9 protein-coding genes are annotated in these 14,229 nt (G+C 66.1%); 4 read left to right on the top strand and 5 right to left on the bottom strand.

Going from position 1 to position 14,229, the window contains the following annotated elements:
• A complete protein-coding gene (locus tag ACYQ6W_RS06805; RefSeq protein WP_459674365.1) occupies positions 1-1,263 on the bottom strand; it encodes a glutamate-5-semialdehyde dehydrogenase in 1,263 nt (420 codons plus the stop codon).
• A 521-nt stretch (positions 1,264-1,784) separates the two neighbouring features.
• Between ACYQ6W_RS06805 and ACYQ6W_RS06810 the strand changes: the two genes are divergently transcribed.
• From ACYQ6W_RS06810 to ACYQ6W_RS06820, 3 genes are all read left to right on the top strand, one after another.
• Positions 1,785-2,462, top strand: coding sequence for a septal ring lytic transglycosylase RlpA family protein (locus ACYQ6W_RS06810; RefSeq protein WP_459674366.1), 678 nt, complete (start codon positions 1,785-1,787; stop codon positions 2,460-2,462).
• 264 nt (positions 2,463-2,726) lie between these two features.
• Complete coding sequence (tkt, locus tag ACYQ6W_RS06815) at positions 2,727-4,763, top strand: transketolase (RefSeq protein ID WP_459674367.1); 2,037 nt, start codon at positions 2,727-2,729, stop codon at positions 4,761-4,763.
• Between the two features lie 73 nt (positions 4,764-4,836).
• Positions 4,837-5,613, top strand: a complete 777-nt coding sequence (locus ACYQ6W_RS06820; RefSeq protein ID WP_459674368.1) for a cyclase family protein — start codon at positions 4,837-4,839, stop codon at positions 5,611-5,613.
• Between the two features lie 17 nt (positions 5,614-5,630).
• On the opposite strand, the gene ACYQ6W_RS06825 is transcribed toward ACYQ6W_RS06820, so the two are convergent.
• From ACYQ6W_RS06825 to treZ, 3 genes are all read right to left on the bottom strand, one after another.
• The gene (locus tag ACYQ6W_RS06825; protein ID WP_459674369.1) at positions 5,631-8,765 is read right to left on the bottom strand and encodes an efflux RND transporter permease subunit; all 3,135 of its coding nucleotides are present in this window, start codon (positions 8,763-8,765) and stop codon (positions 5,631-5,633) included.
• Between the two features lie 2 nt (positions 8,766-8,767).
• Positions 8,768-9,916 (bottom strand): efflux RND transporter periplasmic adaptor subunit, encoded by a 1,149-nt coding sequence (locus ACYQ6W_RS06830; protein ID WP_459674370.1) that lies wholly within the window; start codon positions 9,914-9,916, stop codon positions 8,768-8,770.
• Positions 9,917-10,078: 162 nt separating this feature from the next.
• Positions 10,079-11,866 carry a malto-oligosyltrehalose trehalohydrolase gene (gene treZ, locus ACYQ6W_RS06835; protein ID WP_459674371.1) on the bottom strand — a complete coding sequence of 596 codons (1,788 nt, stop codon included), beginning with the start codon at positions 11,864-11,866 and terminating at the stop codon, positions 10,079-10,081.
• A 146-nt stretch (positions 11,867-12,012) separates the two neighbouring features.
• Between treZ and ACYQ6W_RS06840 the strand changes: the two genes are divergently transcribed.
• Positions 12,013-13,032, top strand: a complete 1,020-nt coding sequence (locus tag ACYQ6W_RS06840) for a glycosyltransferase family 2 protein (RefSeq protein ID WP_459674372.1) — start codon at positions 12,013-12,015, stop codon at positions 13,030-13,032.
• Here the strand turns inward: ACYQ6W_RS06840 and ACYQ6W_RS06845 are convergent.
• Positions 12,985-14,142, bottom strand: a complete 1,158-nt coding sequence (locus ACYQ6W_RS06845; RefSeq protein ID WP_459674373.1) for an MFS transporter — start codon at positions 14,140-14,142, stop codon at positions 12,985-12,987. The two genes, ACYQ6W_RS06840 and ACYQ6W_RS06845, sit on opposite strands and share 48 nt — an antisense overlap.
• Between the last annotated feature and the right edge of the window lie 87 nt (positions 14,143-14,229).

The raw sequence follows: 14,229 nt of genomic DNA on the forward strand, positions 1-14,229 counted from the left end.
TCAGCTCCGAACCTGGCCGGTGCCGCGCACCTGGTAGCGAAAGGTCGTCAGCTGCTCAGGCCCCACCGGGCCGCGGGCATGGATGCGCCCGGTCGCGATGCCGATCTCCGCGCCGAAGCCGAACTCACCGCCGTCGCAAAACTGGGTCGAGGCGTTCCACAGCACGACGGCGCTCTGCGTTCCGTTGAGGAAGATTTCGGCCGCCTGCGCGTCCTCAGTGATAATCGCCTCGGTATGCTCGCTGCCGTAGCGCAAGATATGGGCGATCGCCTCCTCCACCCCATCCACCACTGCGATGGAGAGGACCCGGTCCAGCCATTCCGTGTGGAAATCAGCTTCAGTGGCCGGCGGCAGGTCGGCAAGAATGGCACGCGCCCGCTCATCGGCCCGGAAGCTGCACCCCTTGGCGGCCAAGTCGCTCACGATCAGCGGCAGCAGGCTGGGCGCGATCGCTGCATCGATCAGCAGCGTCTCCGTGGCGCCGCACACATCCGTCCGGCGCATCTTGGCATTCAGCATGAGCGCCCGCGCCATATCGGGGTCGGCGGCGGCATGCACGTAGGTATGGTTCAGCCCCTCTGCATGCGAGAGGACCGGCACCCGTGCCTCCGCCTGCACGCGCGTGACCAGCCCCTTGCCGCCGCGCGGAATGATGAGGTCGATGAGGCCGGAGGCGCGCAGCATGGCGGCGACGAAGGCCCGATCCGTGCCGGGAGCGATCTGGACCGCGGCTTCCGGCAAACCGGCGGCGCGCAGACCTTCGGCGATGGCGGCGTGGATGGCGACGGCGCTGTGAAAACTATCCGACCCGCCGCGCAGGATGACGGCATTGCCCGACTTCAGGCAGATGCCCGCGGCATCCGCGCCCACGTTGGGGCGGCTCTCGTAAATCATGCCGATCACACCGATGGGTGTGGCGACGCGCTGGATCCGCAGCCCGTTGGGGCGCGTCCAGTCGGCCATGACGTGGCCCAGCGGATCGGGAAGATCGGCAATCTCGTCCAGCCCGACGGCCATGGCCTCGACCCGCGTCTCATCCAGGCGGAGGCGGTCACGCAGGGACGGCACGCCCTGATAGCTCTCCAGATCGCGGGCATTGGCAGCGATGATCTCGGCCTGGTGCCGGCGCAGCGCGGCGGCCGCTCCCCGCAGCCCGGCCTGGCGCTGCGCGTGGCCGCTGCGGGCGAGGACGCGCGTGGCCTCCCGGGCGGCCAGGGCGGCGGCGCGCAGGTCAGCGGCAGCGGGATCGAATTCGATATTCATCGGCGGGCCTGCTTGGCGAAAGTCGAACTGACGGGAAGTTCTGCCCCCGCCCGGGCGGCAAGGCAATGGCGGCCGGCGCGCGGCTGCGTCCCGAGCGGACCGCCCGCCGGCGACCGCAGCAAAAGACCGACAGAATATGTGACATCGTTGACCACACAAAATACCGATCGAGGCACAATAAGGCAATCAGGGCAGAAATGTGGCAAGATCATTGAGTCCTCGCCGAAGAACAACTTAACCCCCACGAAGGCGTTACTGAGCGGTTTTACCGGGAGACTCGCGCAGTAAGGCTTGCAATGCGCGCCAGATTGCGGTTTATCGAGATTGTGACTGACACAATCCGTCTGCCTCTGCCTCGCAATTCTTATTCCACTCAAGCAGTTAGCGAGGCTTCCTTCGATGCGACTTTCACAAGTCGCGGTAGATTGAACCCTGATCGAGCGCATGTGCGCATCAGTCAGGGCTCAAACGGGGGCGTGCACCTTCAGCACCGTGCGCCCCCCAAAAACGGGAGAGCCCGGATGAACGCGCGCTTCGCTCTGTCGATCGCACCGATCCTGATCTTGGCGCTGGGCACTCAGGCCGAAGCCGCCACCACCAAAAGTGAGGTGCATCACGGCAGCCACGCGCGCACCACGGCCGCGGCCTCGCGCCACACCAAGACACGCACGGCCGCTGCCCGCGGGCATCAGGTAAAGGCCCGCCATGTCGCCGTCCGCCATGTCGATGGTCGGCATATCGCCTATGGCAAAAGCAGCCGCCACGGCCTGACCGATGCCGACGGCTGGAACCCGGTCACCGCCGGTATCTCCTATCCCAACGGCAAGCCGATCGGCGCCACGGTGCAACTCGCGAGCCTCACCGAAGCCGATGACGCGAGCAGCAATGTCGGCGCTCTCACGGACGCGGCGCCGCTGCAGCGTGGCATCGCCTCCTATTACGGCGGCCGGCATAATGGCCGCCGCGCCGCAGATGGCAGCATCTTCAACCAGCATGCCCTGACCGCCGCCCACGCCACCCTGCCCTTCGGCACCAAGGTTCTCGTCCGTGTCGCCGGCACCGACCGTACCGTGACGGTGACCATCACCGATCGCCTCTATGCCCGGCATCGGGTGATCGACCTCTCCGAAGGGGCCGCGCAGCAGCTCGGGATCGTCCGCCAGGGCCTGGCCATGGTGACCCTGACCCCCCAGAACTGAGCCTGCCGACCGCGGGTTGTGCTGCCTCGAGCCGGCACACAAGCACGTGAGGCCGACAAATGTTGTCCCTCCGTGCGCCCGCGTCTCCGCCCCCAGCTTCGCTTTGTGCTAGTCTCCATCATAATGTGAGGCCGACGGGCGGCATTCCGCCCGGGATCGTTTCCTTATGAAGATTGCACGAAACCGGCACGCCCGGTTTCAGAGCGGCCCAAGCCGTGCCATACCGGCGGCGTGGATGACCTCGCGAAGAAGGATATCATGACCATGGCAGACGCCACCCCGGGCTCCGCGGTGAAGACCGTTCCGGCTCCCAAAGACCAGCACCTGCGCGACCTCGCCGACTGCATCCGTTTCCTGTCGATGGACGCCGTGCAGCTGGCCAAAAGCGGGCATCCGGGCGCGCCCATGGGCATGGCGGACATCGCCGTGGTCCTCTTCAAGGAATTCATGAAGTTCGACGCCTCGGCCCCCAAGTGGTTCGACCGCGACCGCTTCATCCTGTCCAACGGCCATGGCTCGATGCTGCTCTACAGCCTGCTGTACCTCACCGGGTACCAGGACATGACGATCGAGGACCTGAAGCAGTTCCGCCAGGTCGGCGCCAAGACCGCCGGGCACCCGGAATATGGCCATGCCGCCGGCATCGAGACCACGACCGGCCCGCTCGGCCAGGGCATCTCGAACTCCGTCGGCTTCGCGCTCGGTGAGGCCATCCTCTCCGCGAAGTTCGGCAAGGACCTGGTGAACCACCATACCTACGTCTTCCTCGGCGACGGCTGCCTTCAGGAAGGCGTCAGCCAGGAGGCGATCTCGCTCGCCGGCCACTACAAGCTCGGCAACCTGATCTGCTTCTGGGACCACAACTCCATCACCATCGACGGCGACACCAGCCTGTCCACCTCGGAAGACGTCATCAAGCGCTTCCAGGCCGAACAGTGGCACACGCTCGAGATCGACGGCCATGACACGGACGCCATCCGCGCCGCCATCAAGGAAGCCCAGTCGGTCACCGACAAGCCGACCCTGATCGCCTGCAAGACGATCATCGGCTTCGGCTTCCCCACCAAGGCCGGCACCCACAAGGCGCATTCGGATGCCCCGGGCGAAGAGGAAATCGCCGGCGCCCGCAAGCTGCTCAACTGGGATTCCCCGCCCTTCGTCATCCCCGAGAACCTGCTCAAGGAATGGCGCGAGATCGGCGCCCGTGGCGCCAAGGAGCGTGCGGCCTGGGAAGAGCGCTTCAAGTCGGCGCCTGAGGAATTCCAGCGCCGCGTGAAGGGCGAGCTGCCGGCCAACTGGCGCGACGCCATTGCCGCGGCGCGCAAGGAATTCATCGACAGCGGCAAGGAACTGGCGACGCGCGCGGCCAGCGGCGCCGTCCTGAACCATCTCTTCGACGCTATCCCCGAGCTGCTCGGCGGCTCGGCCGACCTCACGCCGTCCAACAACACCAAGGCCAAGAACCAGACCGAGATCCATCCCGGTGAGTTCAACGGCTCCTACGTGCATTACGGCATTCGTGAGCACGGCATGGCGGCGGCCATCAACGGCCTCGCGCTGCATGGCGGCCTGATCCCCTACGGCGGCACCTTCATGTGCTTCTCGGACTACTGCCGCCCCTCGATCCGCCTCTCGGCCCTGATGGAAATCCGCTCCATCTTCGTCATGACGCATGACAGCATCGGCCTCGGCGAAGATGGCCCGACCCACCAGCCGGTGGAGCATCTGGCCGCGATGCGCGCCATGCCGCACCTCGCCGTGTACCGCCCGGGCGACCCGGTGGAGACGGCCGAATGCTGGGAGCTGGTTCTGGAACAGCCGCGCAACCCGGCCTTCCTCGCGCTCTCCCGCCAGCCGATGCCGCTGCTCCGCAAGGAGTCCGGCGCCGAGAACAAGTCCGCCAAGGGCGCCTATGTCCTGCTGGAAGCCGAAGGCGGCGAACGCCAGGTGACCCTGCTCGCCACCGGCTCCGAACTGCATCTCGCGGTCGAGGCCCGCACGGCGCTGCAGGCCGAAGGCATCCCGACCGCCGTGGTCTCCATGCCGAGCTGGTTCCACTTCGAGCAGCAGGACGCGGCCTATAAGAAGTCCGTCCTCGGCGCCAACAAGGCGCGCGTCGCCGTGGAAGCGGCGGCGGAACTGGGCTGGAGCCGCTACACCGGCGATTACGGCCGCTTCGTGGGCATGCACAGCTTTGGCGCCTCCGGCAAGATCGGCGACGTCTACAAGAAGTTCGGCATCACCACGGACGCGGTGGTCGCCGCCGCGAAGGACAGCCTGGCCGCCGTCAAGGCCGGTTGAACCTCCGCACACTGATCCATGAGAAGGCCGGCAGGAGCGATCCTGCCGGCCTTTTTCTTTGAGAGGACAGACCATGACCAAACGGATCATCGATCTCTCGATCGCGCTCGAGAACGACGTGCCGGCCGATCCGCCGATACAGAAGGTCTCCATCACCTATTACCGCCATGGCGAGACTGCGGCGCAGATTGCGAGCTTCTTTCCCGGTCTCAAGCCCGAGGACCTGCCTGAAGGCCAGGGATGGGCGGTCGAGACGGTCGCCATCTCCACCCATAACGGCACGCATGTGGATGCGCCCTGGCACTACCACCCGACAATGGACGGCGGCGCACCGGCGAGCACGATCGACGAGGTGCCGCTCGACTGGTTCTACCAGCCGGGCGTGAAGCTGGATTTCCGGCATTTTCCGGACGGCTATCTGGTGCAGCCCGCGGATATCGACGCCGAACTCGCGCGCATCGGCCACCGGCTGCAACCGCTCGACATCGTGCTGGTCAACACCCGTGCTGCCAGCCGTTACGGGGAGGCCGATTACATCCACAGCGGCTGCGGCTTCGGCCGGGCCGCGACGCTGCATCTGACCGGCCAAGGCGTGCGCGTCGTCGGCACCGATGCCTGGAGCTGGGATGCCCCCTTCCTCCACACCGCCCGCCGCTTCGCGGAAACCGGGGATGCCGGACTGATCTGGGAGGGTCACAAGGCCGGGCGCGAAGCGGGCTACTGCCAGATCGAAAAGCTGCACAATCTGGAAGCGCTGCCCGCCACCGGCTTCCTCGTCTCCTGCTTTCCCGTCAAGATTCGCGGGGCATCGGCAGGCTGGACGCGGGCCGTCGCCATCCTCGACGCCTGACGGCGCCGAAGACGGCCCTATTCGCCCGCCTCGGCGACCGGCGCCATCTTTTCGGCAAGCCGCGGCAGACGCCGCGGCTTGTTGGGCGACAACCAATGCGCCAGCCGGTCGAGATAGAGATAGATCACTGGCGTCGTGTAGAGGGTGAGGATCTGGCTGAGGACCAGCCCGCCCACCATGGCGAAGCCGAGCGGCTTGCGCAGCTCCGAGCCGGCGCCGCTTTCCAGCATCAGGGGCGCGCCGCTGAGGATCGCGGCCATCGTCGTCATCAAGATCGGACGGAAGCGCAGCAGGCAGGCCTGGCGGATCGCCTCCATCGGGGCTAGGCCGTGGCGCCGCTCCGCATTGATGGCGAAATCCACCATCATGATCCCGTTCTTCTTCACGATGCCGATGAGCAGGACGATGCCGATCAGGGCAATGACCGTCAGCTGATAGCCAAAGAGCATCAGCATGAGCAGCGCGCCCACGCCGGCGGACGGCAGGGTCGACAGAATGGTCAGCGGCAGGATGTAGCTCTCATAGAGAATGCCGAGAATGATATAGACGGCGATGAGCGCTGCGAGGACCAGAAGCGGCTCCGAACTCAGCGAATCCTGAAAGGCCTGCGCCGTTCCCTGGAAGTTGCCTTGCACGGTGGCCGGCACCCCCAGTTGCTGCTTCATCTTGGTGACCTGCGCGACGACGTCGCCGAGTGACGCCCGGCCACGGAGGTTGAAGGAGATGGTGACCGCGGGAAACTGGCTCTGGTGGTTGATGGCGAGGGGCTGCACCGGCGCGGTCGTCAGGTGTACGAAGGTCGAGAGCGGCACCGGCTCGCCGCTGGCTGATTTCACATAGAGCTTTCGCAGCGTCGCGACCTTGGAGAATTCGTGCGGCGTCGCCTCCAGAATCACGTAATAGGCTTTGTTGCCGGTGAAATACTGGGCGACTTCGCGCTGCCCGAAGGCGTCGTAGAGAATGGCGTCGATCGCCGCCGGCTGGATGCCGAAGCGCGCGGCGCTCTCGCGATCGATCGTCGTCGTCAGTGTCGTGCCCGCATTCTCCTGATCGGAAGTCACGTCCTGCAACAGCGGCATCTTCTGCATCGCCGCCAGAAGCTTCGGCGCCCACTGGTTCAATTCGTCCGAATTGGAATCCTGCAGCGTATATTGATACTGCGTCTTGGAAAGGCGGGCGCCCACGCGCACATCCTGCGCCGGCTGCATGTAGAGCCGCATGCCGACGACGGAGGCAGTTGCCTGGTTCAGTTGGTCGATGATCTGCGTCACCGTGTCTCTGCGCTGATCCCAGGGCTTGAGCGTGATGTACATGCGGCCCTGATTGCCCGACTGGCCGCCGATACCCGAACCCACGGTGGAGTTCACCGCCTGCACGGAAGGGTTCTTCAGGATCACCGCATTCATCGCCATCTGCAGGCGCGACATCTGCTGGAAGGACGCATCCTGCGCACCTTCGGTGATGCCGATGATGGTGCCCGTATCCTGCGTCGGGAAGAAGCCTTTGGGGATGATCACATAGAGGTAGACGGTGACCGCGACGGTCGCGAGGAAGATCATCAGCGTGACGAAGCGAAAGCGCAGCGCCACGTCCACGGTGCGGCCGTAGAAGCGCAGCATTCCGTCGAAGATCCGCTCCACCGCATTGTAGAGACGGCCGTGCGTCTTCGTTTCTGGCCGCAGGAAGCGGGAGGCCATCATCGGCGTCAGCGTAAGTGAGACGATGGCCGAGATGACGATGGTCATCGACAGCGTGATCGCGAATTCGCGGAACAGCCGGCCGATGATGCCACCCATCAGCAGCAGTGGGATGAAGACCGCGATCAGGGAGACGCTGATGGAGAGGATGGTGAAGCCGATCTCCCCTGCGCCCTTCAGCGCGGCCTCCATCGGCCCCAGACCTTCCTCCATGTGGCGGACGATGTTCTCCAGCATGACGATGGCATCGTCGACGACGAAGCCGACGGCGATGGTCAGCGCCATCAGCGAGAGATTGTCGAGGCTGAAGCCCGCCGCATACATCGTCGCCAGCGTGCCCACGAGCGCCACGGGAATGGTGACGCTCGGGATGATCGTGGCCCAGAGGTTCCTCAAAAAGAGGAAGATCACCATCACCACGAGGCAGATGGCGAGGATGAGGGTGAATTCGACGTCCTTGACGGAGGCCCGAATGGTCAAGGTCCGGTCGGAAACGACGTCGAGATGCACGTTGGGCGGAAAATAGGCTTCCAGCGTCTTGAGTTTCGCCTTCACCGCATCCGCGGTCGCGATCACGTTCGCACTCGGCAGCTTGAAGATCAGCAACAGCACGCCGCGCTTGTTGTTGATCCAGGCGGCGAGTTCGCGGTTCTGCGGGCCGGCCACCGCCTGGCCGATATCGCCGATGCGGATGGGCGCGCCGTTCTTGTAGCCGATGATCAAGTCGTTGTACGGCGTTGCCTGCGTCAGCTGGTCGTTGTTGTAGATGGTGAAAGAACGATTGGGACCGTCGACGCTTCCCTTGGGGTTGTCCACCGTCGCATCGGCCAGAACCGTGCGCACATCCTCCATCGTCATCCCCATCGCGGCGAGGCGCGCGGGATCCACCTGGACGTGGATGGATGGCGTCTGCTGGCCGCCGACCAGAACCTGGCCCACGCCCTGCAGCTGGGACAACTGCTGCTCGACGATGTTCTCGGCATAGCTGTCGACGGTCGTGATCGGCGCCTGATCCGAATGCATGGCGAGAATCATGATCGGCGCATCCGACGGATTGATCGCCCGGAAGGTCGGGGGAGAGGGCATGTCGGCCGGCAGCGAGCCTTGTGCCGCGTTCATCGCCTCCAGCAGCAAGGTCTCGGCATTGCCCAGATCGGTGTCGAGGCTGAATTGCAGGGTGATCTGCGTATTTCCGTAGACACTGGTCGAGGTCATCTGCGTGAGACCGGGCAGCATCTGGCCGAATTCGGTCTCGAGCGGTGTCGCGACGGTGGACGCCATGGTCTGTGGGCTCGCACCCGGATAGCTGGCGCTGACCACGAGGGTGGGAAAGGTCACGTTCGGCAGCGGCGCCACGGGCAGCAGCGGATAAACGGCGAGCCCCACCAGGAAAATCGCAGCCGCGATCAGCGAGGTCGCGATCGGGCGGCGGATGAAGGGCGTCGAAATGCTCATGCTCAGCCGCCACCACCCAAGCCGTCGGCGGTTTGGCTGTTCGCCTCCACCCGTGCGGCATCCACCGGCTTGCCCTGGACCTTGAGACCGGGCGCAAGGCGGGAGGCACCACCCACCACCACAACGTCGCCGGCCGCGACGCCCTTGGACATCACGCTGCGTCCGCTATCCGCGTAGGCGACCGAGACCGGCACCTGGGCGACCGTACCGTCCGGCCGAACGAGGAAGACGAACAGCCCATCGGGGCCGTGCTGCACGCTGATCGAGGGAATGGTCACGACCTTCGTCAGCTTCTTCACCTGCAGACGCGCGTCGACGAACTGGCCGGGCCAGAGATGATCGTCCGCATTGTCGAAGCGCGCCTTGAGGGCGATGGTGCCGGTGGCCGCCGCAATCGTATTGTCGGGCGTCGTCAGTACGCCGGTCGCAATCGTCCGCCCGGTCGCCTTGTCCATGACGATCACCGGCAGAGGCCCCTGAGACCGCGCCTCCTGCACCTGAAGCAATTGGTCCTCCGGCAGGGTGAAGACGACGGCGATGGGCTTGTCCTGTGTCACCGTCAGGATCGGGCTCGCGCCGTTCGCGGTAATGAGATTGCCGACGTCGATCTGGTAGAGACCAACGCGGCCGTCGAAGGGGGCGCGGATGGTGCAGTAGCCGAGCTTGATCTTCGCGGTCTCGATCGCCGCGTTGTCCGCCTGGATGATGGCCTGATCCTTCGCCACGACGGCACGCTGGTCATCCACCTGCTGCACGGGGGCGTAGCTGTTCTTGGCGAGCTTCGTGTAGCGATCGAGGTCGAGCTGCGCGCTTTGGAGGGAAGCGAGATCCTCCGCCCGCTGGGCGAGCGCCTGGTCCAGCGCCGCCTGATAGGGCGCGGGATCGATCCGCGCGATGACGTCGCCCTTGTGGACCTCCTGACCCTCGTGCGCGGGCAGATCGATCAGGACGCCGTCCACCTGCGCCCGGACGGACACGGTGTTGAAGGCCTGCACATTGCCGATCCCGTCGAGATAGACGGGTACGTCCTCCTGGCTCGCGGTGGTGACGGTGACGGGGATTGCATCCGCCGCTCTCGCCGGCGCAGCGGCACCCACGAACAGGCTGCAGAAAGCTCCGATGAACGCGATGTGGAGCTTTCCTGCCGCCATGGTCGTCTTCCCTCTGTGCGTCTCTGTCTCTGACTAGCCCGCCTGATATCTCAGCCGCGAGAGGGGAGAAGGTCGTCCTCCCGCCTTCGTGAGCCTATGTTTCTCTTGGTCACAGAAGGACAACTTTCGTTTTCAACCGTTCTCCACCTGTCCGCGGTCGGATCACCGGTTCGAGACGGACCAGCAGATGGACCAGGGGCCGAGTTGACCGTCGGGCTGTACCGAGCCTTCCGCCCAGATGCGCCGGTCCGTCTCCGCCGGACAGGCACAGGACGTCGCCGACAGATTGGCCTGCAGCACAAGGCGGCTCTCCCCTGCCTGCCACACCACTGTCACGGCGCCCGGGCCGTGCATCTGCGCGACGCCGCCACTCCGGATGCCGTTCAGCAGCGGCTGGATCTCGGCGCGCCGGGTGGCCAAGATGCGGGTGAACCACTGCAAAGTCGCGGCATCCATTTCCGCCCAGGGCAGCTTGGAGGCGAGGAAGGTGGTCTCCGCCTCGGGGTCCGGAATGTGGCTGCGCTTCTCCGGATCGTTGAATTCAGGAAAGCGGGAGAATTCCGCGCGCCGGCCCTCCCGCACTTTTTCGGCCATCTCGCCGCCGAAGTTGGTGAAGAAGAGGAACGGCGTCCGCGCGCCGATCTCCTCACCCATGAAGATCATCGGCACCTGTGGCAGGAGCAGATAGACGGCCGAGACGGCGCGCAGCGCTTCCCGCGGGGCGAGCGCCGACAGCCGCTCGCCCATTGCACGGTTGCCGATCTGGTCGTGATTCTGCGCGAAAGCGACGAAGGCCAGGGGCGGCAAGTGGCCCGAGGCTTCGCCGCGCAGCTTGGCGCTGTATTCCATCGCCTCACCCTGAAAGGCGAAGCCCTCCGCCAGCGCGCGGCCGAGCAGGTCCGGCTGGGCGGCATAGGGCGCGTAATAGGCAATATCTTCACCGGTGGCGGCCACATGCAGCACGTGATGCACGTCGTCGTTCCACTGGGCGGAGTAATGGCCACACTCGCCCGCCGCCTCACGCTCCAGCAGCGAGGCCCGGTTGTCTTCGTTTTCCAGAATCAGATGCAGCGGCCGGTCGGTCACCGAGGCGCGCAGGCGCTCGGCCATCTCGACCAGCAGGTGGCGGTCGCTGTCGTCCTGGATGGCGTGAACGGCATCGAAGCGCAGCCCGTCGAGATGGAATTCGTGGATCCAATAGAGGGCGTTCTGGATGAAGAACTCCCGCACCGGGCGGCTGTCGGGCCCGTCGACGTTGATGCCGGCGCCCCAGGGGCTCTGGTGCCGCTCGGTGAAGAAGGCGTCGGCATAGGCGCTCAGGTAATTTCCTTCCGGCCCGAAGTGGTTGTAGACCACGTCGAGCAGAACGCCGATACCGCGGGCATGGGCGGCATCGACCAGCGCCTTGAAATCCTCGGGCCGGCCGTAGCTCGCATCCGGCGCATAAGGCAGCACGCCGTCATAGCCCCAGTTCCGCGCGCCGGGAAAATCCGCGACCGGCATGATCTCGATGAGGGTGACGCCGAGCGCCGCCAGATGATCGAGCTTTTCGATCGCCGCGCGGAAGCTGCCTTCGGCGGTGAAGGTGCCGAGATGAAGTTCGTAGATCACCGCGGCGTCCCATGCGATGCCGCGCCAGCCGGCGTCCTGCCAGTCATAGGCGCCTGGGTCGATCACCTCGCTCGGACCGTGCACGTCTTCCGGCTGGAAGCGGGAGGCAGGGTCCGGCACGCGCAGGCCGTCACCCACCACGAAGCTGTAGCGAGAGCCGGCGCCCGCCTCGGACAGCAGCAATTCGTGAAAGCCGTCGGCGCGAGGCTGCATCGGCGCAGGCGCCCCGCCGTCGACGGCAAGGCCGACGGCCGCCTGACCCGGCGCCCAGAGGCGGAAGAGCACGCCGTTTTTCTGCAGGCTGGCCCCAAAGGGCATGTCATGGGCACGGGTGGTCATGATGGCCGGTCGTCCTCGCTGCGGGCCCCTGCGGGGCGGAACTGCTTAGATAAGAACCTCTCCGCCGCCACCAAGCCTTATCATTTCTTTACCAGAACGGAATGACCTGTTAACTCTCTTGCCCGCGTCACATCCATGAGAGCGCGATGGCCGTGCGAACGCTGACGCCCGACGGCGCCCCACCCTTCCTCTCGATCGTCGTGCCCTGCCACGACGAGGCAGAGACCATCGGCGCCTTTCATGGCCGCCTTGCCGCTGTGCTGGCAGGCACGGGCTTCAGCTACGAGGTCATCTGCGTCAACGACGGCAGCCGGGACGATACGCTCGGCCGGCTGCTCGCCCTGCAGTCCGAAGACTCCAGCCTTCGCATCCTCGACCTGTCGCGCAATTTCGGCAAGGAAGCGGCACTGACGGCCGGCCTCGATCAGGCGCGCGGCAGCCTCGTCATCCCGATCGACGCCGATCTCCAGGACCCTCCGGAGCTGATCCCCGCCCTCATCGCCAAATGGCGGGAGGGGTATGACGTGGTGAATGCGGTGCGCGAGGCACGAGAGGGCGAGAGCTGGGCGAAGCGCAGCACGGCGCATCTCTTCTATCGCCTGCTCAATCGGCTCAGCGCGGTGCCCATCCCGCCCGACACCGGCGATTTCCGCCTGCTCTCCCGCGCCGCCGTGGACGCCTTGCGGCAGATGCCGGAACGACGGCGCTTCATGAAAGGGATGTTCGCCTGGGTCGGCTTCCCGACGGCAGAAATCCGCTACCGCCGCGCCGGACGCTGCGCCGGACGCACGAGCTGGAGCTACTGGCGGCTGTGGAATTTCGCGATCGAGGGCATCACCTCCTTCAGCCAGGTGCCACTCCGCCTCGCGAGCTATCTCGGCCTCGCGACCGCCATGCTGTCGCTGCTCTACGGCGCCTTCCTCGTCTTGCGCACCCTGGTCTACGGCAACCCGGTGGACGGCTACCCCTCCCTCATGGTGGCCGTCCTCTTCCTCGGCGGGCTGCAACTGCTGGCGCTCGGGGTGATCGGCGAATATCTCGGCCGCGTCTACGACGAGACGAAGCACCGGCCGGTCTACGTGATCCGCCGCAGCTGGGCGGCGCCTGCCGCCCTCCCCTTACCCCTCGCGCCCGGTCGCGATCTTCGCCCCGCCCAGCACGGCTAGAAGAAGCAGGCCGACGAGAAGTAGCGCCGTGCCCAGGCTGGTGGCGCCAGCGACGAAGCCCACGATCGCGGGGCCGCTCAGCAGCCCGGCATAGCCGAGGGCGCTGATGACCGGGATCGAAGTGCTGGCCGGCACGCCTGGCACGCGAGCGGCGGCACTGAACAGCAACGGCACGATATTGGCAGCCCCGAGGCCCACCAGACAGAAGCCGAGAAGAGCGACGGGCCCCGGCAGCAGCACCACGGCGGCCCAGCCGGCGATGCCCAGCAGCGCGCTCACCTGCATGGTGAGCCGCGGACCGAAGCGCCGCGTCAGCCGGTCACCCGTCAGACGTGCCAGGACCATGGCGACGGAAAAGGCGGCATAGCCGAGCCCCCCCAGGGAGGGTGGCAGCCCCTTCTGGCCGAGAAACAGCGCACTCCAATCGAGGGCGGCCCCTTCTCCGAGGAAGCCCACCACGCAGAGCGCTCCGATGAGCAGGACCAGCGGATGCAGCAGCGCGCGCCCCGCCGGGCGGCTCTCCGCCGTCTGCGGCGCCTCATGGCCCGGCAGCAAGCCGGGTGCGCGCCACAGCCACACGGCGAGAAACACCAAGGTTACGGCGAGGGCGGCGGCCTGCACCGGCAGCCCGCCGCCGAGCAGCAAGGTCAGGCCAAGGGCGGCTGCCAGGCCACCCAGGCTGAACATGCCGTGGAAGCCCGACATCAGCGGCTTGCGGCTGAGCCGCTCAACCTCCACCGCCTGGGCGTTCATCGCGGCATCCAGGGCGCCGATGCCGAAGCCGAAGATCAGCAGGACGATGGCAAGCAGAACGGGGTTCGAGAGCACGGCCAGCAGCGGCAGCACCAGCGTGGTGATGACGGCACCCGCCACGATCGTGCGACGCGAGCCATGATGCCGCAGCGCCCAGGAGATGACCGGCATGACGGCGGTCGCGCCGATACCCAGCCCCATGAGCACGAGACCGAAGGCGCTGGTGCCAAGGCCGGTGCGCATCTTGGCGTAGGGCACCATGGGCGCCCAGGAGGCATTGGCGAAACCCGCCAGAAAGAAGAACAGCCGCGTGGAAAGCCGCGCGGCTGCGAGAGTCTGCCCATCTGCTCTGGTCACGTGCCCTCTCATCGACAACGGTGGCCGGCGCACCGGGCCCGGTTTCCCGGAAACCTCGGAAAGGACGGACGGGCCCCGGTTGGAGCC

The sequence above is a fragment of the Acidisoma sp. 7E03 genome (assembly GCF_054665075.1).

Excerpts from the sequence above, each read along its gene's own strand:
- ACYQ6W_RS06805 (WP_459674365.1), bottom strand. The coding sequence starts at position 1,263 with ATGAATATCGAATTCGATCCCGCTGCCGCTGACCTGCGCGCCGCCGCC.
- ACYQ6W_RS06810 (WP_459674366.1), top strand. The coding sequence starts at position 1,785 with ATGAACGCGCGCTTCGCTCTGTCGATCGCACCGATCCTGATCTTGGCG.
- tkt (WP_459674367.1), top strand. The coding sequence starts at position 2,727 with ATGGCAGACGCCACCCCGGGCTCCGCGGTGAAGACCGTTCCGGCTCCC.
- ACYQ6W_RS06820 (WP_459674368.1), top strand. The coding sequence starts at position 4,837 with ATGACCAAACGGATCATCGATCTCTCGATCGCGCTCGAGAACGACGTG.
- ACYQ6W_RS06825 (WP_459674369.1), bottom strand. The coding sequence starts at position 8,765 with ATGAGCATTTCGACGCCCTTCATCCGCCGCCCGATCGCGACCTCGCTG.
- ACYQ6W_RS06830 (WP_459674370.1), bottom strand. The coding sequence starts at position 9,916 with ATGGCGGCAGGAAAGCTCCACATCGCGTTCATCGGAGCTTTCTGCAGC.
- treZ (WP_459674371.1), bottom strand. The coding sequence starts at position 11,866 with ATGACCACCCGTGCCCATGACATGCCCTTTGGGGCCAGCCTGCAGAAA.
- ACYQ6W_RS06840 (WP_459674372.1), top strand. The coding sequence starts at position 12,013 with ATGGCCGTGCGAACGCTGACGCCCGACGGCGCCCCACCCTTCCTCTCG.